Annotated in this window: 25 protein-coding genes; 18 read left to right on the top strand and 7 right to left on the bottom strand. The window is 67.2% G+C overall.

Going from position 1 to position 21819, the window contains the following annotated elements; all coding sequences use genetic code 11:
* Positions 1-112: 112 nt before the first annotated feature.
* Positions 113-406 (top strand): helix-turn-helix domain-containing protein, encoded by a 294-nt coding sequence (locus V9K99_RS20765; protein WP_337007362.1) that lies wholly within the window; start codon positions 113-115, stop codon positions 404-406.
* Entirely contained in the window at positions 393-1676 is a 1284-nt protein-coding gene (locus tag V9K99_RS20760) for a type II toxin-antitoxin system HipA family toxin (protein WP_337007364.1), read from the top strand. The genes V9K99_RS20765 and V9K99_RS20760 overlap by 14 nt, the downstream gene beginning before the upstream one ends.
* Here V9K99_RS20760 and V9K99_RS20755 read toward each other — a convergent pair.
* From V9K99_RS20755 to V9K99_RS20745, 3 genes are all read right to left on the bottom strand, one after another.
* Complete coding sequence (locus tag V9K99_RS20755) at positions 1667-2770, bottom strand: phosphotransferase enzyme family protein (RefSeq protein ID WP_337007366.1); 1104 nt, start codon at positions 2768-2770, stop codon at positions 1667-1669. The two genes, V9K99_RS20760 and V9K99_RS20755, sit on opposite strands and share 10 nt — an antisense overlap.
* Before the next feature lie 563 nt (positions 2771-3333).
* Positions 3334-4410: a redox-regulated ATPase YchF gene (ychF, locus tag V9K99_RS20750; RefSeq protein WP_337007368.1), complete on the bottom strand. Its 1077-nt coding sequence runs from the start codon at positions 4408-4410 to the stop codon at positions 3334-3336.
* 123 nt (positions 4411-4533) lie between these two features.
* Positions 4534-5064, bottom strand: coding sequence for a GNAT family N-acetyltransferase (locus tag V9K99_RS20745; RefSeq protein ID WP_337007370.1), 531 nt, complete (start codon positions 5062-5064; stop codon positions 4534-4536).
* Between the two features lie 115 nt (positions 5065-5179).
* On the opposite strand from V9K99_RS20745, the gene V9K99_RS20740 reads away from it, so the two are divergent.
* The 7 genes from V9K99_RS20740 to V9K99_RS20710 all read left to right on the top strand — a co-directional run bounded on the left by V9K99_RS20740 (position 5180) and on the right by V9K99_RS20710 (position 11812).
* Positions 5180-6034 (top strand): DUF817 domain-containing protein, encoded by an 855-nt coding sequence (locus V9K99_RS20740; protein WP_337007372.1) that lies wholly within the window; start codon positions 5180-5182, stop codon positions 6032-6034.
* A 104-nt stretch (positions 6035-6138) separates the two neighbouring features.
* Positions 6139-6906 carry a polysaccharide deacetylase family protein gene (locus V9K99_RS20735; protein ID WP_337007374.1) on the top strand — a complete coding sequence of 256 codons (768 nt, stop codon included), beginning with the start codon at positions 6139-6141 and terminating at the stop codon, positions 6904-6906.
* A 122-nt stretch (positions 6907-7028) separates the two neighbouring features.
* Positions 7029-8195, top strand: a complete 1167-nt coding sequence (locus tag V9K99_RS20730) for a DNA recombination protein RmuC (protein WP_337007376.1) — start codon at positions 7029-7031, stop codon at positions 8193-8195.
* A 240-nt stretch (positions 8196-8435) separates the two neighbouring features.
* Positions 8436-9626 carry a glycoside hydrolase family 64 protein gene (locus tag V9K99_RS20725; RefSeq protein WP_337007378.1) on the top strand — a complete coding sequence of 397 codons (1191 nt, stop codon included), beginning with the start codon at positions 8436-8438 and terminating at the stop codon, positions 9624-9626.
* A 102-nt stretch (positions 9627-9728) separates the two neighbouring features.
* Positions 9729-10109 (top strand): ArsR/SmtB family transcription factor, encoded by a 381-nt coding sequence (locus V9K99_RS20720; protein WP_337007380.1) that lies wholly within the window; start codon positions 9729-9731, stop codon positions 10107-10109.
* Positions 10106-10555, top strand: a complete 450-nt coding sequence (locus V9K99_RS20715; protein WP_337007382.1) for an SRPBCC domain-containing protein — start codon at positions 10106-10108, stop codon at positions 10553-10555. The genes V9K99_RS20720 and V9K99_RS20715 overlap by 4 nt, the downstream gene beginning before the upstream one ends.
* Before the next feature lie 138 nt (positions 10556-10693).
* Entirely contained in the window at positions 10694-11812 is a 1119-nt protein-coding gene (locus V9K99_RS20710) for an aromatic ring-hydroxylating oxygenase subunit alpha (RefSeq protein ID WP_337007384.1), read from the top strand.
* Here the strand turns inward: V9K99_RS20710 and V9K99_RS20705 are convergent.
* A complete protein-coding gene (locus tag V9K99_RS20705; RefSeq protein ID WP_337007387.1) occupies positions 11806-12420 on the bottom strand; it encodes an NAD(P)-dependent oxidoreductase in 615 nt (204 codons plus the stop codon). The genes V9K99_RS20710 and V9K99_RS20705 overlap by 7 nt on opposite strands.
* A 96-nt stretch (positions 12421-12516) precedes the next feature.
* On the opposite strand from V9K99_RS20705, the gene V9K99_RS20700 reads away from it, so the two are divergent.
* The 3 genes from V9K99_RS20700 to V9K99_RS20690 all read left to right on the top strand — a co-directional run bounded on the left by V9K99_RS20700 (position 12517) and on the right by V9K99_RS20690 (position 14266).
* The gene (locus tag V9K99_RS20700) at positions 12517-12885 is read left to right on the top strand and encodes a winged helix-turn-helix transcriptional regulator (RefSeq protein ID WP_337007388.1); all 369 of its coding nucleotides are present in this window, start codon (positions 12517-12519) and stop codon (positions 12883-12885) included.
* Positions 12886-12992: 107 nt separating this feature from the next.
* Positions 12993-13511: a SigE family RNA polymerase sigma factor gene (locus V9K99_RS20695; protein WP_337007390.1), complete on the top strand. Its 519-nt coding sequence runs from the start codon at positions 12993-12995 to the stop codon at positions 13509-13511.
* A 2-nt stretch (positions 13512-13513) separates the two neighbouring features.
* A complete protein-coding gene (locus V9K99_RS20690; protein ID WP_337007392.1) occupies positions 13514-14266 on the top strand; it encodes a hypothetical protein in 753 nt (250 codons plus the stop codon).
* Here the strand turns inward: V9K99_RS20690 and V9K99_RS20685 are convergent.
* A complete protein-coding gene (locus V9K99_RS20685; RefSeq protein ID WP_337007394.1) occupies positions 14259-15299 on the bottom strand; it encodes a 4-hydroxy-3-methylbut-2-enyl diphosphate reductase in 1041 nt (346 codons plus the stop codon). The two genes, V9K99_RS20690 and V9K99_RS20685, sit on opposite strands and share 8 nt — an antisense overlap.
* Positions 15300-15521: 222 nt before the next feature.
* The gene (locus tag V9K99_RS20680) at positions 15522-16115 is read right to left on the bottom strand and encodes a dihydrofolate reductase family protein (RefSeq protein ID WP_337007396.1); all 594 of its coding nucleotides are present in this window, start codon (positions 16113-16115) and stop codon (positions 15522-15524) included.
* A 74-nt stretch (positions 16116-16189) separates the two neighbouring features.
* Between V9K99_RS20680 and V9K99_RS20675 the strand changes: the two genes are divergently transcribed.
* From V9K99_RS20675 to V9K99_RS20650, 6 genes are read left to right on the top strand one after another with little or no spacing between them, the layout of a single operon-like run.
* Positions 16190-16735, top strand: a complete 546-nt coding sequence (locus V9K99_RS20675; protein WP_337007398.1) for a TetR/AcrR family transcriptional regulator — start codon at positions 16190-16192, stop codon at positions 16733-16735.
* A gap of 9 nt (positions 16736-16744) precedes the next feature.
* On the top strand, positions 16745-17965 hold the full coding sequence (xseA, locus tag V9K99_RS20670) for an exodeoxyribonuclease VII large subunit (protein WP_337007400.1): 1221 nt from the start codon (positions 16745-16747) through the stop codon (positions 17963-17965).
* Positions 17962-18177, top strand: a complete 216-nt coding sequence (locus tag V9K99_RS20665; RefSeq protein ID WP_132208222.1) for an exodeoxyribonuclease VII small subunit — start codon at positions 17962-17964, stop codon at positions 18175-18177. The genes xseA and V9K99_RS20665 overlap by 4 nt, the downstream gene beginning before the upstream one ends.
* Positions 18102-18539, top strand: coding sequence for a GNAT family N-acetyltransferase (locus tag V9K99_RS20660; protein ID WP_337336405.1), 438 nt, complete (start codon positions 18102-18104; stop codon positions 18537-18539). Before V9K99_RS20665 ends, V9K99_RS20660 begins: the two co-directional genes overlap by 76 nt.
* Before the next feature lie 45 nt (positions 18540-18584).
* Positions 18585-19514 carry a hypothetical protein gene (locus V9K99_RS20655; protein WP_337007403.1) on the top strand — a complete coding sequence of 310 codons (930 nt, stop codon included), beginning with the start codon at positions 18585-18587 and terminating at the stop codon, positions 19512-19514.
* A 7-nt stretch (positions 19515-19521) separates the two neighbouring features.
* Complete coding sequence (locus tag V9K99_RS20650) at positions 19522-21156, top strand: SMI1/KNR4 family protein (protein WP_337007405.1); 1635 nt, start codon at positions 19522-19524, stop codon at positions 21154-21156.
* Here the strand turns inward: V9K99_RS20650 and V9K99_RS20645 are convergent.
* A complete protein-coding gene (locus V9K99_RS20645) occupies positions 21134-21781 on the bottom strand; it encodes a TetR/AcrR family transcriptional regulator (RefSeq protein WP_337007407.1) in 648 nt (215 codons plus the stop codon). The two genes, V9K99_RS20650 and V9K99_RS20645, sit on opposite strands and share 23 nt — an antisense overlap.
* Positions 21782-21819 lie beyond the last annotated feature (38 nt).

Here is a 21819-nt window from a genome sequence, read left to right as displayed (position 1 = left end):
CGCGCGAATGCCAGCGTACGTTTACATTCTGCTTTGGTCGCCGTACGTTTGCATTCCGATGCTCTCGCCGTACGTCGGCCTGAGCTCTGCCGACGTACGAAGGAGGTGGAAGGTGGACATCCGGACTCCCGGCGAACTGGGCGCTGTGGCCCGTGGACGCCGCCGCGCCCTCGGTTTGTCGCAGGTGAAGGTGGCCGAGGCCGCAGGTGTGTCCAGGGTCTGGCTCGCCGAGTTCGAGAACGGCAAGCCGACAGTCGAACTCGGCCGCGTTCTCGCCGTCCTCACGGCGCTCGAGCTCATCGTGGACGTGAGCGCTCCAGGCGAGGCTGTCTCGAAGGCAGCACCCGAACTGGACCTCGACTCCCTGATGGAGGAGTACAACCGGGAGCCGCATGACCGCGACTGAACTCAGGCTCCTGCTCGGCGACGAGGTCGCGGGAACCGTGACCCGACTCTCGAACGGCAAGCTCGCCTTCCAGTACGACGAGGCGTACGTCGCCAACGGGAGCGCGGCCACACCGATCTCGGTGTCCATGCCGACCCAGGTGACCTCGCACACCGACAGCCGGATCACCCCGTGGTTGTGGGGTCTGCTGCCGGACAACGACGCCGTACTGAATCGATGGTCGCGCGAGTTCCATGTCTCGGCCGGCTCGGCCTTCGCTCTTTTGGCGACGCCAGTCGGTGAAGACTGCCCAGGCGCCGTCCGGCTGATCCCACGGGAGCGCCTACCGGTGGCGGCCGGTCCCGGCGTGTCGGAGGTGGACTGGCTGACCGAGGCCCAGATCGCGCAGCGACTGCGCGATCTCAAGCGGGACCACACCACGTGGCTCGGCACGGATCATGCTGGTCGGTTCAGCCTGGCCGGCGCTCAGGCGAAGACCGCCCTCCTCCGGGACGGGGATCGATGGGGTGATCCACAGGGGCCCACGGCAACAACGCACATCGTGAAGCCGGCGATCGAAGGGCTGGACAACCACGACCTCAACGAGCACCTCTGCCTGTCCGCGATGCGTGCCGCCGGACTGCTCGCGGTCCGCAGCAGCGTCGAGCGGTTCGAGGACCAGAGCGCGATCGTCGTCGCCCGCTACGACCGCCTGTCACGGGATAGACGGCAACTTCGCCTGCATCAGGAGGATCTGTGCCAGGCGCTCGGAGTCCATCCGGTACGCAAGTACCAGAACGAAGGCGGGCCAGGGCCCAAAGACGTCGCGGCTCTCTTCCAGCGAGTCATGCCACGCTCGGTGGCGCGAGAGGCGACGTTGTCGTTCCTCGACGCACTGGTGTGGAACTGGATCATCGCCGGCACCGATGCGCACGCCAAGAACTACTCGCTCCTCCTGCTCGGAAGCCAGGTCAGGCTTGCTCCGTTCTACGACGTGGCCTCCGCACTGCCCTACAACTCGATCCCCGAGCAGAAGTTGCGCCTGGCCATGAAGTTCGGCAGCGGCTACGCCGTCAACCCAGCCAGCAGCCCCTGGGCTCGGCTCGCAACCGATCTTCAGCTACCCGAGGCCGAGATCCGCGATCGCACCGCACGACTGATCGCCACCGTCCCAGACGCATTCGCCACCGCAGCCGCGGACCCAGCCGTACGTGCTCTCGAAGACACACTCCCGGGTCGCTTGACCGACCTCGTCGCCCGTCGTGCCGCGCGCTGCGCCCGCTACCTTTGAGCGCTGGCAAGTAGCTCGCTGAGGGACGCGCGGGTCATGGGGTGGTTGAGAAGGTCAGTGGACTCGCGGTCGGCGAAGTTGGCGTGGTCGGGATCGGTGGGGCTGATCGATTCGCAGATCGAGTTGTAGGTCCAGTTGAGCCAGCCGGTCACCGCGGTCGCGAACGACGACAGCGTGAGGTCCGGCCAGTGGCCGGCGGCGTGGATGTAGCCGTCCCGGAACGCGGCGATCGCGGTGTGGTTGATGGATGGTCGCAGGGTCCAGTGGGTGAGCGCCCAAGCGACCTCGAACTCGGGAGTCATCGAGCCGGCGAAATCCCATTCGGTGACCACGAGTTGGTCGTTGTGGCTCAGGCGGACGTTCTCGGGGTTCACGACTTGGTTGCACAGAATGAACTCGGCGCCGTCGAAGTCGGCCTCGATCGTTTGCAACTCGCGGACCGTCGGGAAGGTCGCGGCGAGCTGCTCGGCCCACGGCTTGCCGGCGGCACGGGCTCGCCCGAGGAGTTCCGCCCATTCGGCCTCGGACTTCCGCATGACGACGTACGGGTGGACGGGCGTATCGCTCGGAATGGCCAGCGAATGCAGCGTTCCGAAGATCTCGCCGACCCGGCGCGCCACGGCTGTCGGGGTCGGAGCCACCGGCGACGGTCCGACCTCGATCCACTCATGAACGCGCCAGTTCTGTCCCTGCACGGTTTCGATGAGACGGCCTTCAGGACTGCGCACCGGCTTCGGCGCGGTGACGCCGGCCGCTACGGCTGCGTCGCGGAGCTTGGAACCGAGTTCGGCCTGAGCCGCTGTGATCCACGGATACACGGTGACGGCCAGCCAACGTCCCTCGTCGGTCGTGATCGACCAGCACCGCCCCATCGGAGTGAACGAGACCGGCGTCGCCGCCATGATGACGCGCCCAAGCCCGAACGCGGTCGCCAACCCCTCCGCAAGCCCATCGGGTACGGCGGGCGCCTCGAGAGCCCGACGTTCCACCTCGGCCTTCAACTCGGCCCACTCGCGCAGACCGTATTCGACCGCCAACGTCCGTTGCGCCACAGCCAGCGACGCACCCGGATTCGACTCACGGAGCGCGGCCAACAGATCCTTGGCCTCTTGACGAAGAAACCCAAGACTCGGGTTATCAGGCAGATGTCTCACAACGCGTCCTCTCGGACCCGGACTCGCACAGGCCACAAGGGAACGCAACTCACCAGGGGTGGCTTCCAGCCTTCCGGCGAGTCTCGACGCAGCCCCAACCACGCCCCCAAGACGCTACCCGAACCCCCACTCGCCCGGCAACGCTCCTGTCGCAACAGAGAATGGGGCCCGTACGCTCACGTCCGCGCGCGAGAGTTCTCATGGGCACCCGGCAACACTTGGCATTCCTGCACGCGACACGAGCGACCTGTGCGGACGAGCTGCGGCGGATCCAGGCGGTGAACAACGAACTGCACCGCTGGCCGAAGCCTGGTCGGTCCGCCGCGAGCTCCGCAAGCACCTACGCCAACTCACCAGAGCCCGCCATGACTCCGAGCGAATCCTCGCCGAAGTCCAGCAAGTAGCAGCCCTCTGACCTCAACGACGACAGCTTGCAGCGAAACTCCACCACGACTTGCGGGCACCACCCAAGCCGTGCCGTGGGCCCCACACCTCAACAGTTGTTACACGTTGAAGCGGAATTCGACTACGTCGCCGTCTTGCATGGTGTAGTCCTTGCCTTCCATGCGGACCTTGCCGGCGGAGCGGGCGGCGGTCATGGAGCCGGCTTCGATCAGGTCGTGGTACGAGACGATCTCGGCCTTGATGAAGCCGCGCTGGAAGTCGGTGTGGATGACGCCGGCGGCCTCGGGGGCGGTGGCGCCGCGCTTGATGGTCCAGGCGCGGGCTTCCTTCGGGCCGGCGGTGAGGTACGTCTGCAGGCCGAGCGTCTCGAAACCGACCCGGGCCAGCACGTCCAGGCCGGGCTCGTCGATGCCCATCTCGGTGAGCATCTCGCGGGCCTCGTCCTCGTCGCCGAGCTCGACCAACTCCGCCTCGAACTTCGCGTCCAGGAAGATCGCCTCGGCCGGCGCGACCAGGTCTCGCATCTGCTGCTTCAGCGGTTCGTCGGACAGTTCGTCGGCGTCGCAGTTGAAGACGAACAGGTACGGCTTGGCCGTCATCAGCATCAGTTCGCGGATCGAGGCGCGGTCCACGTCGGTGGCGATGATCGGCGTACCGGCCTCGAGGTGCTTCTGGGCGGCCCGGACCGCCTCGAGGACGACCGCGCTCTCCTTCTTCAGCCGGGCTTCCTTCTCCAGCCGCGGGATCGCCTTCTCGACGGTCTGCAGGTCGGCCAGGATCAGCTCGGTCTGGATGGTGGAGATGTCGTCGGCCGGCGAGACCTTGCCGTCGACGTGGGTGACGTCGTCGTCGCGGAAGACGCGGGTGACCTGGCAGATCGCATCCGACTCGCGGATGTGGCTGAGGAACTTGTTGCCGAGGCCCTCACCCTCCGACGCGCCCCGGACGATCCCGGCGATGTCGACGAACTGGACGGTGGCGGGGATCACCTTGGCGGATCCGAACACCTCAGCCAGCTTGCCCAGCCGCGCGTCCGGTACGCCGACCACGCCAACGTTGGGCTCGATGGTCGCGAACGGGTAGTTCGCGGCGAGCACGTTGTTCTTGGTCAGCGCGTTGAACAGGGTGGACTTGCCCGCGTTGGGGAGCCCGACGATTCCAATGGTGAGTGCCACGGGCGTCAAGAGTACGCGGCCGACCCCGCCGTACCCCAATCCGCGGTACGCCGAGCATCCCGCCGTACGGCGGCGAGCGGTCCGCCGACATCCGGTCGCACCCCGTGGAGCGTCGTACCGAGGTCAGATCAGGAACGCTTCGAGCTCCGCGTCGTACCAGCGGGTGGTCCGGCCCAGCGGACGCATCCCCAACCGTTGGCAGACGGCCAGCGATGCGGCGTTGTCCGGGCGGACGACCGCGTAGATCTCCGCGAGACCGCCCTTGAATCCGTGCGCGATCGCGCCCCGCGCCGCCTCCGTCGCCAGGCCGCGGCCCCAGGCGTCGGGGTGGAGGTGCCAGCCCACCTCGACCTCGCCTTTGCTCTCGCTCCCGTCGGACGGATCGGGTAGTGGGATGAGCAGGACAGTCCCGGCCACCACAGCCGTCGACCGCTCCTCCACCGCCCAGACGCCGAACAGCGGGTCCCTGTTGCGCTCGTTCCAGCGCTGGATCGTCCGGGCCGCCGCGTCCCGGGCCGTCATCACCCGGGGCTCCGCGCCGAGCCAGCGCGACACCTCCCACCGCCGGTAGAGGTCGAACACGCGGTCCTCGTCGGTGTCCACCCAGTCGCGCACCACGAGACGTCCCGTCTCGTAGACCACCTTCGGATCCATCCCGGCACCTCCCCATCGCTTGCCGTTGATGTATCCGTCCGAACCAGCCGAGGGCAAGCGACGTCTCCAGTCTGTGACCAGTTGGAGAGTTCGCGCTGCCGTTCGACCACGCTTCGTGACCGGTTGCCTCCAATTCCTGCGGTTCGGGTGGCTCGAGGCGGTCTCCTGCCTGTTCCCGGTCTGCCTGTTCGCCGGCCTCGCTGTGTCCAAGTACGTCGACCTGCCGATCCCCCGGTACGACGCGCTGCTCGTGTACTGCCTGGGGCTGACGCTGCTGTTCTGGGTGGTCGGGCTGGAGACCTGGCGGGAGGTGGCGGTGATCTTCGGATTCCACCTGGTCGGGCTCGGACTCGAGTTGTTCAAGGTGCAGGTCGGGTCGTGGCAGTACCCGGGTCAGGCGTACACCAAAATCGGCGGCGTACCGCTGTTCGCCGGGTTCATGTACGCCGCGGTCGGCAGCTACATTTGCCAGGCGTGGCGACGGTTCGACCTGCGGGTCAGCGGGTATCGGCCGGTGCTGACGACCGTCCTCGCGGTGCTGATCTACGCGAACTTCTTCACTCATCATTGGATCGTTGACCTCCGGATTCCGATCGCGATCGGGTTGCTCGTCGTACTGCGTCGTACCTGGGTCTTCTACTCGGTGGGTGAACGGCGGTACCGGATGCCGCTCGCGGTCTCGTTCGGGCTGATCGGGTTCTTCCTGTGGGTCGCGGAGAACTTCGGCACCTTCCTGGACGCGTGGAACTACCCCGATCAGGTGGACGTCTGGCGGCTCGTGCATCCGGCGAAATTCGGCGCGTGGGCGCTGCTCGTGAGCATGAGCTTCGTTCTCGTCGCGAGTGTGAAGTCGCTCGAGGGCAGGCTCTACCACCGCGGTACGGCGGCCACTGTCGCGACTCCGCGGGCGACCGACCTCACGGCAGCTGAGATCTCACCGCAACACGAGAACGCCAACCAGACCAGGTGATGGCGCGTCTCCTCTGGTGTCCGGCACAGCAACTCGAGGCTGACTGTGAGGGCTCCTGAGGGGGAGCGACCGGGGTACATCCGCCTGATCTGCGAGGGAGCATCATGTCCCGAAGGTTCGCCGCGTTCGTCGCGACCGGTACTGCGCTGGCCGTTCTCGTGATCGGTTCGCTGATCGCCGTCGCGCTGGGAAGGTCGCACCCGCCCAAACCCGCGGTCGCGACCACGTCGGCATCGGCAACGCCATCGGCGACACCGACGACGACGCCCAACGTCAACGCGCCGACCTCACCGCGGCGACCGGTCCCGAACCCGACCGCTGCGCTTGCCGCAGGCAACAAGAAGGTGCTGTTCTTCACCTTCGACGACGGTCCGGACCCGGTCTGGACGCCGAGGATCTTGCAGGTGCTGGCCAAGCACGGTGCGCATGCGACCTTCTTCGAGCTGGGCTCGATGCAGGCCGCCCACCCCGGTCTCCGTGAACAAGTGCTTGCCGCCGGCAACACGATCGGCAACCACTCGATCACCCATCCGCAACTGACCGCGGTGTCCGCCGCCAAACGGCACCACGAGATCTTCGACGGACCTCAGTCGACCTGCTTCCGGCCGCCGTACGGCGCCACGAACCCCAAGGTCCGTGCCGACATCAAGGCGGCCGGCATGGTGCAGGTCCTCTGGGACGTCGATCCGCGCGACTGGGCCCGACCCGGCACACAGGCGATCGTTCAGAACATCCTGACCCACGCCCACCGGCACAACATCATCTTGTTGCACGACGGCGGCGGAGATCGCTCGCAGACGGTCGCCGCTCTGGACAAGGTGCTCCCCCTTCTGAAGGCGCAGGGCTACTCGTTCCCCGCGATGGACTGCTGACTTCGAGTCTTCATCGCGACGGCGGAACACACCCGGCACTCTTCGAGCACTTTCCCGGCATTCTTCCGGCACTCCGCCGGATTCGACGGAAACTGTCGGCGGCGTTCGGCACTATCTGTCACATGACCGGTACGACGGTGTTGATGCTGCTGCTGTTCCTCGTGGTGGGGCTGCTCCTCGGGGCTGTGTTCGGCGTGCTCTGGGTGCGCGGGCGGGATGGCGCCCAGCTCGCCCGGGTGACAGCTGAGCGGGACGCGGCCGAGGACCGGGTCGTCGACCTGACGCAGGAGCGGACCAGCGTCGGGCAACAGATGTCGGGGCAGGCGGTGGTGAAAGAGGCACTCGATCGCTTGCACGCGCAGCTGAACCAGTTGGAGCAGGGACGCGCGGCGTGGCAGAGCCAGCTTCATCAACAGGTCAACGAAGTGCGGATGAGCGGCGAAGCGTTGCGGCGGGAGACGGCGTCGTTGTCGACCGCTTTGCGGAAGCCGCAGGTGCGCGGGCGCTGGGGCGAGCTGCATCTGCGTCGTACCGTCGAGCTGGCCGGGATGGTCGCGCACTGCGACTTCACCGAGCAGACGACGACCGTGGGCGAGGACGGCCTGCTGCGGCCCGACATGGTGGTGAGACTTGCCGAGGGCAAGAACATTGTCGTCGACTCGAAGGTCCCGCTGGCCGCGTTCCTGGAGGCGGCCGAGTCCGACGACGCCGCCTTCCGCGAGGACCGGCTGCGCGCCCATGCCCGGCACCTGCGGACCCATGTGGATCAGTTGTCGTCGAAGGCCTACTGGACCCGGCTGTCACCGTCGCCGGAGTTCGTCATCCTGTTCGTCCCTGGGGAGTCCTTCCTGTCCGCGGCGCTCGACGTGGAGCCGTCGTTGCTGGAGTACGCCGCCGAACGCCGAGTGATCCTGGCGACGCCGACGACGCTCATCGCCACCTTGCGCGCGGCGGCGTACGCGTGGAACCAGTCCGCCCTGACCGAGTCCGCGCAGCAGGTGTTCGAGCTGGGGCGCGAGCTGTATGAACGCCTCAGCACGATGGGCGATCACCTGAGCCGGGTCGGTCGGTCGCTGACCTCGGCCGTCGAGGCGTACAACGGCACGGTCGGGTCGTTCGAGCGCCGGGTGTTCATCACGGCTCGGAAGCTCAGAGACCTTCACGTCACCGAGGCGGAGCTGACCGCCATGGAGTCGATCGAAGCCTCCGTCCGCCCACTCACCGCCTCCGAGTTCCTCGCAGTAGAAGAAACCCCCACCCGCCGCTGGCCCCCACCCCAAGCCGGCTGACCACCACGCCCACAGGCCGGCCGAGGGGTTGAGGTGTCGGAAAGCCGACAGGGGTGGGGTGTTGACAGGGGGTGGGTGGGTCGGAACGATGAGAGCGCTCTCACCTGGTCGTTCGATGATCCACCGTCCCTCGTCGTTCGGACCTGAGCGCCGGTTCGCGGGGCTGGTGTGCCCTGGTAACGCAGCGGCTCGGCCGGCCGGCGCCTCGCCTTCTCGTACGGGACAACCTGAGGAGGAACTGTGCGCATCAAGCATCACGTGCTCGCGATCGCCGTGGCCGCGGCGAGTATCGCCGGCGTTCTGACCGCAACCAACGACAGTCCCGCGGCGGCCGTCCCCGCGACGATTCCGCTGAAGATCAGCAACAACTCGGGTCGTGCGGACCCGGTGTACATCTACAACCTGGGGACCAACCTGGCCACCGGGCAGCAAGGCTGGGCCGATGCCGCGGGCAACTTTCACGCCTGGCCGGCCGGCGGCAACCCGCCGACCCCCGCGCCGGACGCGTCGATCGCCGGTCCGGCCAACGGGCAGTCGTTCACCATCCGGATGCCGAAGTTCTCCGGCCGGGTCTACTTCTCGTACGGTCAGAAGCTCGTCTTCAAGCTCACCACCGGCGGTCTGGTCCAACCCGCCGTACAGAACCCGAGCGACCCGAACCGGAACATCCTGTTCAACTGGTCCGAGTACACGCTCAACGACTCGGGTCTGTGGATCAACAGCACCCAGGTGGACATGTTCTCGGCGCCCTACGCCGTCGGAGTGCAACTCGCCGACGGGACGAGCAAGAACACCGGCCATCTGAAGCCCGGCGGGTACAACGGTTTCTACACCGCACTCCGCGGTCAGCCCGGCGGCTGGGCGAACCTGATCCAGACGGCACCGAACGGGACCGTACTGCGGGCGCTCTCACCCCTGTACGGCGTTGAGACCGGCGCGCTACCGGCCAACGCCATGGACGACTACGTGAACCGGGTCTGGGCGAAGTACAGCTCGCAGACGCTGACGGTCACACCGTTCGGGGACCAGCCGAGCATCAAGTACTTCGGCCGCGTCTCCGGCAACGTCATGAACTTCACCAACAACTCGGGCGCGATCGTCACGTCGTTCCAGAAGCCTGACTCGGCCAGCATCTTCGGCTGCTTCAAGTTGCTCGACGCACCGAACGACCAGGTCCGCGGCCCGATCTCGCGCACGCTCTGCGCCGGCTACAACCGCTCCACCCTGCTGGTGAACCCGAACCAGCCCGACCCGAACAACGCCAACTTCTACCTCGACAACGTCACCAACCACTACGCCCGCAAGATCCACGCCCAGATGGCCGACGGCAAGGCCTACGCGTTCGCCTTCGATGACGTCGGCAACCACGAGTCCCTCGTCCACGACGGCAACCCCCAACAGGCCTACCTGACCCTCGACCCCTTCAACTGACCCCAGCCCGCCCCGGTCCACCGCACCCGCAGCCCACAGCTGCGGGTGCGGTGGACTGTTGAGGTCTTGACGCGAGACTTGGTTAGTGGCAGCTTACCGTTCGTGGGGACTTACGGATTGCTCGAGGTGGCTGGGCCGGTGCTGGATGCGCTGGGGGATCCGACGCGGCGGGCGATTCTGGAGACGTTGCGGCAGGGTGGGCCGAGTTCGGTGGGTGGCCTGGCTGAGCGGGTGCCGGTGAGCCGGCCGGCGATCTCACAGCATTTGAAGGTGCTCGGGGCGGTGGGTCTGGTGAACCACGAGTCACGCGGTACCCGGAACATCTACCGGGTCGAGCGGACCGGCCTGGACGAGTTGCGTGCCTGGCTCGACCAGTTCTGGGGCGACGCGCTGGAGGCGTACGCCGACCACATCCGCCGGACCGAGCAGCCGGCGGATCGCCCTACCAAACAAGCTGGGCGGACCGAGGAGGAGCGGGGATGAGCGTGGAGCAAGAGTTGGCGCCGTTGGTGAAGAAGGTTGTCGTGCCGGTGGGGCCGGAGCGCGCGTTCGAGGTGTTCACGGCGGAGATGTCGGCGTGGTGGCCGTTGCCGACCCATTCGATCGCGGCGGAGAAGGCCCGCTCGGTGCGGCTCGAAGGGGCCGTGGGTGGACGGATCGTCGAGTACGACGCCGATGGCGAGGTCGGGTCGTGGGGGACGGTGTCGGACTGGGATCCGCCGAAGTCGGTCAGCTTCACCTGGCATCCGGGGAGTGATCCGCAGGAGGCGGGGCACGTAACGGTCACCTTCACCGCGGTGGACGAGGGGACCGAGGTCGAGTTGGTCCACAGCGGCTGGGAGCGGCGGCCCGACGGGGTGCGCGCCCGGGCCGGCTACGACACCGGCTGGGACTACGTCCTCGCCCAGTACGTGGCAGGCGCTCAGTAGCAGGCGCTCACCGGGACGGGGGCTCACCGGGACGGGGCTCACCGGGGGCGGGGCTCACCGGGGGCGGGCGCTCACAAGCAAGCGCTCCGACATGCCGGTTGGTCGACGGCGGGTGGGGTTTCGGCTGATAGTGGGCGAATGGTGAACGCTCCGGTTGATGCTCGTGGGTTGGAGGCCTCGCTGCGGCCGCATGGGGAGTCGGTGATGCTGCCGCAGGAGGCGTACACCGATCCCGCCGTACTCGCGTGGGAACGGCGGCACTTCTTCGCCGGGAACTGGAGTTGCCTCGGCCGGGTGGACGAGTTGGCCGCGGGTACGACGCATCGCGCGGTGAACGTCGGCGATATCGCGGTGGTGCTGACGTTCGGCGATCGGCCGCGCGCGTTCGCCAACACCTGCAGGCATCGCGGACACGAGTTGCTGCCGTGTGACGAGGCGAGCGATCGGCGGTCGGTGGTCTGTCCGTATCACGGGTGGTCGTACGAACTCGACGGCACCGTGAAGACGGCGCCGCGAATGGGTGAGTCGTTCGACACCACGCCGTACAAGCTGGTCGAACTGCCGGCCGAGGTGTGGCACGGGTGGCTGTTCGTGAACGCGACCGGTACGGCGGGACCGTTCTCCGAGCACCTTGGTGGGCTGACCGAACTCGTCGCGCCGTACGCGCCGGAAACGCTGATGCTGAAGGCGCGGCATCAGTACGACGTCGCGTCGAACTGGAAGACGATCGTCGAGAACTACCACGAGTGCTACCACTGCCCGCTGATCCACCCCGAGCTGTGCAAGGTGTCGCCGCCGAACTCGGGTGACAACTGGAACCTGCCGGGCGCGTGGGTCGGCGGCCTGATGGACCTGCGACCGGGTGCCGAGACGATGTCGCTCGACGGGCGGTCGGGTGGAGTGCTGTTGCCGGGGGTGGATCCGCGGCGGGTGAACTATCTCGGGCTGTTCCCGAACCTACTGATCTCGCTGCATCCGGACTACGTGATGACGCATCGGCTGGAGCCGCGGGCGCCGGGAGTGACGGCGATCGAGTGCTCGTGGTACTTCCCGGCCGAGGTGAGCGATCCGTCGTACGCGGTGGAGTTCTGGGACGTGACGAATCGCGAGGACTGGGCGGCCTGTGAGTCGGTGCAGCGCGGGGCGGAGTCGCCTCACTTCCGCCCCGGACCATTGGCACCCGCGGAAGATGCCGTCTATCAGTGGGTGACGATGATCGCCCGCGGGTACCTGGGCAAGCCGCTCAGCAGTCAGTAGCCGAGGGTGAAGCGCCGGCGGTTGTGGGCCGGGGTTTCGATCTCGTCGACGAGGGCGATCGCAAAGTCCTCGGCCGAGATCTGGGTGCCCACCGGCTCGTCGAGGCCGAGCCGGAAGGTGCCGGTGCGCTCGCCGGGCGCGATCACGAAGGCCGGCGACAGCATCGTCCAGTTGACCGATTCGTCAGTGGCGCGCAGATCCTCGAGGGCCTGGGAGACGGTCAGGGACTCGGCCTTGTACTCGGCCGGGAAGTCCGGGCCGTCGACGACTCGGTTGCCGTTGACAACCAGGCTGCCGGCGCCGCCGACCACGAGCAGGCGGGTCTCGGTGCCCTGTACGGCGGCAACCAGGTTGGCGATCGCGTCGAGGTAGTCCTGGTGGTCCCCGCCGGTGCGGCTCGGGCCGATCGCCGCGACCAGCGCGTCCGCGTCGGCCGCGATCTCCTTCGCCGAGGCGATGTCGTTCGCGTTGCCCTGGACCGCCCGTACGCCGGCCGGCAGGTCGCCACCCGAGCGGGTGACCCCGACCACCTCGTGACCCCGGTTGACCGCCTCGGCCGCCACCCGGCTGCCGACCATGCCACTCGCGCCGTAGATCGCGATCTTCATCCTGTCGCACTCCCATCATCATTTGAGTGAACTCTCAACTTCTTCCCTAATAGTATCCATTGGTAACTGGCTACTTCAACGTGCTATAAGTACCTCGTGGTTACTAATGGGCGAGGCAACGTGTTCGACCCGAACTGCCCGACCCGCGTGATCCTCGACCGGATCGGCGACAAGTGGACCGTTCTCGCCGTCCTGCTGCTGCGGAACGGCCCGCTCCGGTTCACCGAGCTCCGCGACGGGATCGGCAGCGTGGCGCCCAAGGTGCTGACCCAGACCCTGCGCCGGCTGGAGCGCGACGGTCTCGTCAGTCGCGAGATCTTCGCCGAGGTCCCACCCCGCGTCGTCTACAGCCTGACCCCGATGGGCGAATCGCTGATCAAGCCGATCACCGCCTTCAGCGAGTGGGCCGAGGAACACCTGCCGGCCATCACCACAGCCCAGCAGCAGTACGACGCCACCCGCTGAGCCGACCCGCGCCCGGGGCCGCGAAAATACTCGCGGATCGCGGCTCAACCTTTTGCTCTGGTCCGGTCATCACATGTCTGACCGAGTTGGATGAGATGGGGGTTGGGATGGATCCAGGACGCGACCACGAGTTCGCCGAATTCGTGGATGGGCGTTTCACCGCGCTGCAACGGTTCGGGTACCTGCTCACCGGGGAGTGGCATCTGGCCGAGGATCTGGTGCAGACCTCGCTGACCAAGGTGTGGTTCCACCGGAATTCGCTGCGCAGCGGTAATGCGCTCGAGAGTTACACCCGGACGGTGATGGTGAACACCAGCACCCAGTGGTGGCGGCGGAAGTGGCGGGGTGAGACGCCGACCGAGCAACTGCCCGAGCCGCAGGCCCGGGAGCAGTACGGCACCGTCGACGATCGCGACCTCTTGCTGCGGGCGCTCGCGACACTCCCCCGCCGTACCCGCGCGACGTTGGTACTGCGCTACTTCGAGGACCTGCCGGAAGCCGAGATCGCCCAGATCATGAACTGCTCGATCGGCACCGTGAAGTCGAACGTCTCCCGCGGACTCGCCAAGCTCCGCGAACACGAACTGATCACCGCAATCCCCGCCACGGTCCAGAAGGAGGGCTGACCATGTCTGACGATCTCAAGGGCAAGTTCGAGCAACTCGTCGCCGATCCGCCACCGCCGAACGGGGTGCCGAGCGAGGCAGTGTTCGCTCGGGTTCGCTCGGTACGGCGTCGTCGTACCGCCGGCGTGGTGACGCTGGCCGCGGCCGCGGTGGTCGCCGTCGCAGTTGCCGCAGGCAACCTCACCGACATCAACAGCAGCCCGCCGGTGACCGGCACCCCGGGCGCGTCGACAACGGTCGTCACCGGACCGCCAACCGCGACGCAGACCTCGCCGAAATCGTTCGTGACGAAGACCCCGGACAAGCCGTCAACCCCCGGCAACACGACCGGAGCCGGGGCAACCACGACGACCGAGACAACGACCACGCACACGCCGGCCCAGCCGCCGCTCGATGTCAACGTCGTACTGAAGCCGGCCATCAGTGGCCGGACCGTCACGATGGACGTCACGGTCTCGGGCACGGTGCTCGTGCCGCTGGCGGACGGGAAGAACCTGCCGTCCGACACGTCGTTCCTGAACCTGTCCTTCGGCACGAACTACACGTGGGGCGACGGCAAGTTCCCGGGCGGTTCCGACGCCGGTGCGGTGACGTGTGAGAAGGCGAAGAAGCGGACCACCGGCAGTGAGACCTACCCGATCGACTCACACACCTACACGAAGCCGGGCACGTACACCTTCACCTACACGGTGCGGTACTGCGGCACCGACGGACCGTTCGAGACCAGCAAGACCACCAAGCTGGTGATCAAATAGTCCAGGCGTGATCCGAGGTGCCGGTGGTCGGCAGACCGGCCGCCTTGAGGTCACTGCGGAGCTCCCGGGGCAGGGCGAACGTCAGGCTCTCCTCGGCCGTGGTGACCTCCTCGACCTCGGCGTACCCGCGCTCGGCCAGCCAGCGCAGGACGTCGCGGACCAGCACCTCGGGCACACTCGCGCCGCTGCTGACGCCGACCGAGTCGACACCCTCCAGCCAGGCCTCGTCGATCTCGGCGGCGTAGTCGACCAGGTAGCCGGCCTTGGCGCCGTGCTCGACGGCGACCTCGACCAGGCGGACCGAGTTCGAGGAGTTGCGGGAGCCGACCACGATCATCAGGTCGGCCTCGGGGGCCAGCTTCTTGACCGCGGCCTGGCGGTTCTGGGTCGCGTAACAGATGTCGTCGCTGGGCGGGTCCTGCAGGTTCGGGAACCGCTCGCGCAACCGCCGTACCGTCTCCATCGTCTCGTCGACGGACAGCGTGGTCTGGGACAGCCAGACCACCTTCTCGGGGTCACGGACCGTCACGTTCGGGACGTCGCCGGGGCCGTCGACGAGGTGGACGTGGTCCGGCGCCTCGCCGCTGGTCCCGATGACCTCCTCGTGGCCTTCGTGGCCGATCAGCAGGATGTCGTAGTCGGTGGCGGCGAACCGCTTGGCCTCGTGGTGCACCTTGGTGACCAGCGGGCAGGTCGCGTCGATCGTCTTCAGCTGCCGCGCGGCCGCCTCCTGGTGCACCACCGGGGCGACGCCATGGGCGGAGAAGATCACCGTCTCGCCCTCGGGCACCTCGTCGGTCTCGTCGACGAAGATCGCGCCACGCGCCTGCAGGGTCTGCACGACGTGCTTGTTGTGCACGATCTCCTTGCGCACGTAGACCGGCGGACCGTACAGGTCGAGCGCCTTTTCCACCGCCACGACCGCCCGATCCACGCCGGCGCAGTACCCGCGTGGTGCAGCGAGCAGCACCCGCTTGGTCCTCACCGCGGTTGTCGTACCAGTGTTTTCAGGCTGGGCAGTCACGTCACCCATGGTACGGGCCCGATCGAGTACCACCCGAGCCGCCCGGTTTTGTGACCAGCATCACCAGCTCCACAGAAGTTGCTGACCGCAACGAGGAGCCGTCCGCCCTGTCCGGACGGCTCCCCCGGGAGGTGTTCCAATACCTCAATAATGCGGCCGAAACACCTTGCCCGCAAAGGAATTACCGCTCCCCCAGTCCCGGGCGTGAGGCCGAGGCGCGGGCGCATGCGGTCAGGGCTTGCGGTAGGTGAGTACGGCGATGCCGCTCTTGTACACCTGGTGGTCGGTCAGTGACAGGCGTCGTACGGCGAAATCGGCGCCGTCGAAGAGTTTGATGCCGGCGCCGATCACCACCGGGTTGACCTTGACGATCAGGCGGTCGATCTCCGGCCAGAGGGTTTCGGCCAGGCCGCCGCCTCCGCACAGCCAGATGCCGAAGCCGTCCTCCTGCTTGAGCTCGCGGACCTTGGCACCCGGATCGGTGGAGACGAACTCGACCGTGGGATCAGGGCTCTCGGTCAGGGTCCGGGAGAAGACGTAGTTGCGCAGGCGCGGGTAGCTGTTCGTGTTGCCGAGCGCCTTGCCCAGCTCCCAGGTCTTGCGGCCCATCAGGACAGTGTCGAAGACCTTGTTGGGCGCGTCGAGCCCGAGCAGTTCGCGAACGGCGCCGGGCAACGTCTCGGGGTACGCCGTGAGCAGTGGCTCCGAGTGATCACCCTGGGACAGGAAGAACCCACCCGGACTCACGTCGGTGGGATCACCACCACTCGGATCGGCGATGTAGCCGTCGAGGGTGGACGCGATGAAGTAGGTCAGTTCTCGCATGGTCGAGCCTCCTTGCGTCAAACCACTCCATGCATAGTACTCTGGTCATAGTGCTTTCACGCAAGGGAGGACTCATGCGGACCAATCCGGAACGGCGGACCGCGCTGGTGGACGCCGCGATCGAGGTGCTCGCAGCCGAGGGGGCGCGGGGGCTGACGTTTCGATCCGTCGACGTCGCGGCCGAGGTGCCGAACGGTACGACGTCGAACTACTTCACCAATCGCGACGACCTCCTGCTGCAGGCCGGACTGCGGATCCACGACCGGCTCGGCGCGGATCCGGCGCACCTTGACCAGCCGCCGTCGACCGAGTTCCTGACCTCGTTGATCCAGCTGCTGCAGGACCGGCTGACCAAGGATCGCGCCGGGTATCTCGCGCTGCTCGAGCTCCGGCTGGAGGCCACCCGGCGGCCCGCGCTCCAGGAGGCGCTCGCCAAGCGGGTGCGAGAGAACCTGGACGAGAACATCCGGCTGCACAAAGAGCACGGTCTGCCCGGTGATCCGCTGTTGCTCTATCTGACCGTCGGTGGATACATGCTCGAGCAGCTGACCCTGCCCGGCGTGCTGCCCGACGACTTGCTGGAGAAGGTCGTCGCACGGATTGTCGGCGTGGGGTCGTAGGGTCTGGGGGTGGCATTGGAAACCTCGCCGGAAGCGCCTGCAGCCGTTCGCACGATCGCGAACGGCATTGCGAGCTGGATCAACCAGCTCGGCGCGGTCTGGGTCGAGGGCCAGCTGACCGACGTGTCGATCGGCCGCGGGACGACGACGGTTTTCGGCACGTTGCGCGACACCGACGCGGACATCTCGTTGCGGTTCACCTGCAACCGCCGGGTGTTCGAGGCGGTCGATCCGCCGGTCACCGACGGTTCGCGTGTGGTGGTGAACGCGAAACCCAACTTCTTCGCCCGCCGCGGCACGCTCGCGCTCGCGGTGAACGAGATCCGGCACGTCGGCATCGGCGAGCTGCTGGCGCGGATCGAGCGGCTCAAGCAACTACTTTCCGCTGAAGGATTGTTCGCGTCGTACCGGAAGAAGGCGTTGCCGTTCCTGCCGCACACGATCGGGTTGATCTGCGGGCGCGATTCCGCGGCGGAGCGCGACGTCCTGGAGAACGCGAAGCGTCGCTGGCCGGCGGTGGCGTTCCGGGTGGAGTACGCGTCGGTGCAGGGGCCGGCGGCTGCCGGTGAGGTGATGACCGCGCTGCGGAAGCTGGACGCCGACGAGTCGGTCGAGGTGATCGTGATCGCGCGCGGCGGTGGGTCGCTGGAGGATCTGCTGCCGTTCTCGGACGAAGGCCTGATCCGAGCGGTGTCTCAGGCGCGTACGCCGATTGTCAGCGCGATCGGGCACGAGCCGGACTCCCCCTTGCTCGACCTGGTCGCGGATCTTCGTGCGTCGACTCCGACGGATGCGGCGAAGCGGATCGTGCCGGATGTGCGCGAGGAGCTGGACGGCGTCCGGCTGCTGCGGGAGCGCGGACTGCGAGCAGTCAAGGGCTGGCTGGAGCGAGAGATGCATGCGCTGGCGGCGATTCGCAGCCGTCCTTCACTCGCAGCGCCGGTCACCGATCTGCAGCGGCGGTCCGACGAGGTCGCGGCGCTGGTCGAGCGGAGCCGGCGAACGCTGACACACCGGCTGGATCGGGCGAGTGACGACATCACGCACCGGCTGGCCAGCGTACGGGCGTTGTCCCCGAAGGCGACGCTGGAACGGGGGTACTCCGTTCTGCAGTTGGCAGACGGGACCGCCGTACGGGAAGTGGCGCAGGTGGCGGCCGGCGATCTGCTGCAGGCGCGGGTCAGCGACGGCCGATTCACAGTCGAAGTCAAGTCCGAGGAGAACACGTGAGCGGCGATCGTCCGGAGATTTCCTACGAGCAGGCCCGGGAGGAGCTGGTCGAGGTGGTCCGCAAACTCGAAGCCGGCGGCACCTCTCTCGAGGAGTCCCTCGCGCTCTGGGAACGCGGCGAAGAACTCGCCGCCACCTGCCAACGCTGGCTCGACGGCGCCCGCGAACGCCTCGCCAAAGCCCAGGCCGCCCACGAGGAAAAGCCCAACTGAGCCTCGCGATCCGACCCGCCCGACCCGACGACCTGTACGGCGCCTCGGACGGCGAACGGATCGTCGGGTACGCCGGGGTGGGACCGGAGCGTGATGCCGAGGCACCGGCCGGCACCGGAGAGCTCTATGCCCTGTACGTCCATCCGGACTCGTGGGGCTGTGGCGTCGGACGCGCTCTGGCGGATGCGGCCGTTGCGGACCTCCAGGGCAATGGATGCAGGGCGATCTGGCTTTGGGTGCTCGAGGCAAATATCCGGGCCCGGCATTTCTACACCCGCTACGGGTTCACCGAGACCGGCGCGCGAACCTACTCGTCGCTGGCCGATCTTCCGGAAATCAGACTGACCCTCCCGACCGGCTAGGGTCCCGGCTTTGTTCGGCTCTGCTGATTTTCGGAGGTTTTCCAGATGGTTCCCGCCCTCATCGTCGTGGGTGTGCTCGTTCTCGGGTTCGTCGGTTTCGTCGTGTGGTTCCTGAAGATTCGCGACCCGCTCAAGGGCGAGGACTTCTCCAAGAAGTGGAACGCCGAGCAGAAGTGGCAGTGGCAGCTCACCCTGACGCCCGAGCAGGAGCAGGCCTTCATGAGCGGCCTCGAGGCGTACGACGACGAACGCGGCTGCTACCTGAAGCGGGCCGACGGCATCCTCAAGGTCCACCGGCCGATGATGCTGATCTCGCTGTTCGCGCTGACCGAAGGGTTCGCCGCGTTGGGTCCGGCGGCGATGCAGGATCCGGCGCGCGCCGTACACGACCTGATCATGCGGTACGCCGACGGCGAGATCGACGGCGTCATCTACTACGACGACGAGTGGATGGGCGAGGACGTCGACGAGATCGACGGGATGGACAAGTACGAGTTCACCAGCGCGATGATGTCCGCGACCTCCGCCCAGGGCGTGGACCACGAGTTCGCCGGCGGTTACGCCGACGAGGACAGCGGCTACCTCACGATGGGCGTTCTCACCGAGAATCCCGAGCACGTGGCGCGGATGTACGACGAGGCGAGTGCGCTGTCCGGGCCCCCGGTGGAGTACCGCAACAAGCTGGACGTCATGAAGGACGTGATGAAGGACCTCGACCCGGCCTACGAGGACGCCTTCGACCGGGCCGAGGTCGAGAAGAGCAAGTACATCAACACGCTGATCTTCTGCTACCAGCGCGTCGCCAACCGCTACCGCGAGATCAGGCCGGAGATGCAGTACGCCGAGCCGAAGGACGTGCTGTCCGTCGTGATGGCGCGAATGCTGGAGGAAGACCTGTCGGGATTCACGTGGACGCGGCCTCCGTCGGAGGAACAGCGAAAGCTGGCGATCGCCTTGCTGAGCAACCGAAGCTGATCGACACGTGGACGGGGATCGGCGGGCGCATGTCTCGGCCCTACTGACGGAGCTGGCCGAGGCGATCGCCGAGGCCGCTCCGGCGGGCTGGAAGCGTGCGGTGTTGCGCGGCTACGCGAACGGCGACGGCGGCGCGGGACACCGCGGCTTCTGGTTCGAGCCGAAGGAACTGAAGGGCGACGACATCGAGGTGTTCGAGAGCCTCCGGGAGGTGCACACCGCGGCGGCGGCCGACGGGCAGCTCACGGTCGACCTCGAGGTGGAGTCCCGCGGCCGCTACCGAGCTGTCCTGAGTGAGCGACTCGACCGCACGCATGACCGCGGCTTCTATTACCTGTTCGACAAGGACTCCGAGCCGCCCGAGATCGATCGGCTGGCAGCCGCCCCGGACGCGGACGAGTCCGGTGATCCCGGAGAAGCGGCCGCTCTGCTGACCGAGTACCACCGACAGCTCGGTCAAGTGCTCGATCCGAACGACGTGGAGCTGTCCCCTCCTCTCCCACCGTCGCGTCGCCGGCAAGTCCTGGACGATGCGGGCGTGCGGTTGCCCCGGGATCTCGAGGCCCTGTACGCCGTTGCCGACGGCGGGATCCTGCTCCACGGCTTCAGGTGGTTCGGCCTGGAGATGCTCGCGGAGTTCTGCGATCCGGAGCAACGCTGGTGGGTACCGCGCGGATGGCGGCGGTATGTGCACCACTCGTTCGTCAACGACTTCGGACCACCGGCAGCGATCCGTCGACTGAGCGATCATCTGGCTTGGATCCCGTTCGCCACCGACGGATTCGGCGATTATCTCGCGGTCGACATGGCGCCCGGTCCACACGGCCGGCCCGGGCAGGTCATCCTGATCGGGCGTCACCAAGACGAGGGCCCGGTCTACGTCGCGGACTCGGTGACCGAGTTGCTGCGTGCGCATGCGGAGGCCTTCACCTCCGGCCGGATCACGCAGGACGACGGCGGGTTACGGATCGACTCCGGCGATCTGTACCAGTACCAACGCCAGTACGACGAGATCTGCACGCTGAAGGTGACCGGGATGGATGCCGCGCCGGTCCGCGGGATGCGTGCGGTGATCCGCGAGTTGTCGGTGAGCAACGCCCCCTGGGTCGATCTCGGGCCCGTACGAGGTGCACCGACCCTGTGGAAGGTTGCGGTGAGCAACTGTGCGGGCGTCGACCTGTCACCGCTCGGCGAGACACCGGTGGAGGTCGTTCACCTTGCCACCGACACCATCGACCTGACCGGGCTGGAAGGCCATCCGACCGTAGGACAGGTCGTCCTGCGCAGTGAGAAGCCGATCGACCTGCGGCCGTTGGCCTCCTGCCCCCGGTTGTACGCGCTCGACCTGACCGATGCGCCCGCCGCGGACATCTCCGGCCTGGAGCAACTGACCGGCCTGCGGTACTTGCGGATGCTGCGCCCGCAATGGCAGGAACTGCGGTCGATCCCGGCATCGCTGGCAGTGGCCGAACTCGCCGAGGAGCCGCTCCAGGAACGCAAGCTGTACTTCTCGTTCGACAAGGCGTACGAGAAACGGCGACCGACGTTTCAGGACGCCCTCGACTGGGCCGAGAAGCTGACCGGAAACGCCACCGACATCGTCACGATCAAGGGCAAGTTCAAACCCTCTCACCGCCGTTGACCGCCCCGAGCAGGATGGTGACCACAGTGCGGAGGCCCGATTTCATCCGGCTGAGATCGAAGCCCTGCTCCCGGAGGGCGTTGTGCAGATCGGCGGCGAGCGGAGCCAGTACGACGTGGGCCGTGTAGTCGGCGTCGAGGGCCGGGCGGGCCTCTTCGATCAGTAGGGCCAGGTGGCGGTGCCAGAGGTGATAGGAGCCGATGCGGTAGCGGGCACCGTCGGAGGCGTTCTCGCTGTCCATGAACAGCTCGACGTGGCGGTCGAGGAGATCGAGGTACGCGTCCAGGAACGCCGTCACCCGGTCGACCGCGGGACCGCCTGGCCCCAGCGGCGGCGGCCCAGTGAGGATCTTCGCCTGGAGTTCCTGCTCGCGCTCATCGAGGAGCGCGACCGCCAGCCCGGCCCGGTCCCCGAAGCGGCGGAAGACCGTGCCCTTGCCGACGCCTGCCTCCGCCGCGATCGCGTCCAGTGACACGTTCTTCACGCCCTGCTCGGTGAACAGCCGATCGGCCGCCTCAAGCACCCGCAGCCGGTTGCGTCGCGCGTCCGCCCGTTCGGCCCGTGGCTGTCCTACGACCGGGAGACCCTGTTGTGAAGCGGACTGCGGTCCGGTACTGTCGTTCATAAGACGGACTGTAGTCCGCTAAAGACTATGGAGGAAGT

Origin of the sequence: Kribbella sp. CCNWLW201 (assembly GCF_037203805.1) — a bacterium.
GTDB lineage: Bacteria > Actinomycetota > Actinomycetes > Propionibacteriales > Kribbellaceae > Kribbella.
This window is presented reverse-complemented; position numbering and strand designations above follow the sequence as displayed.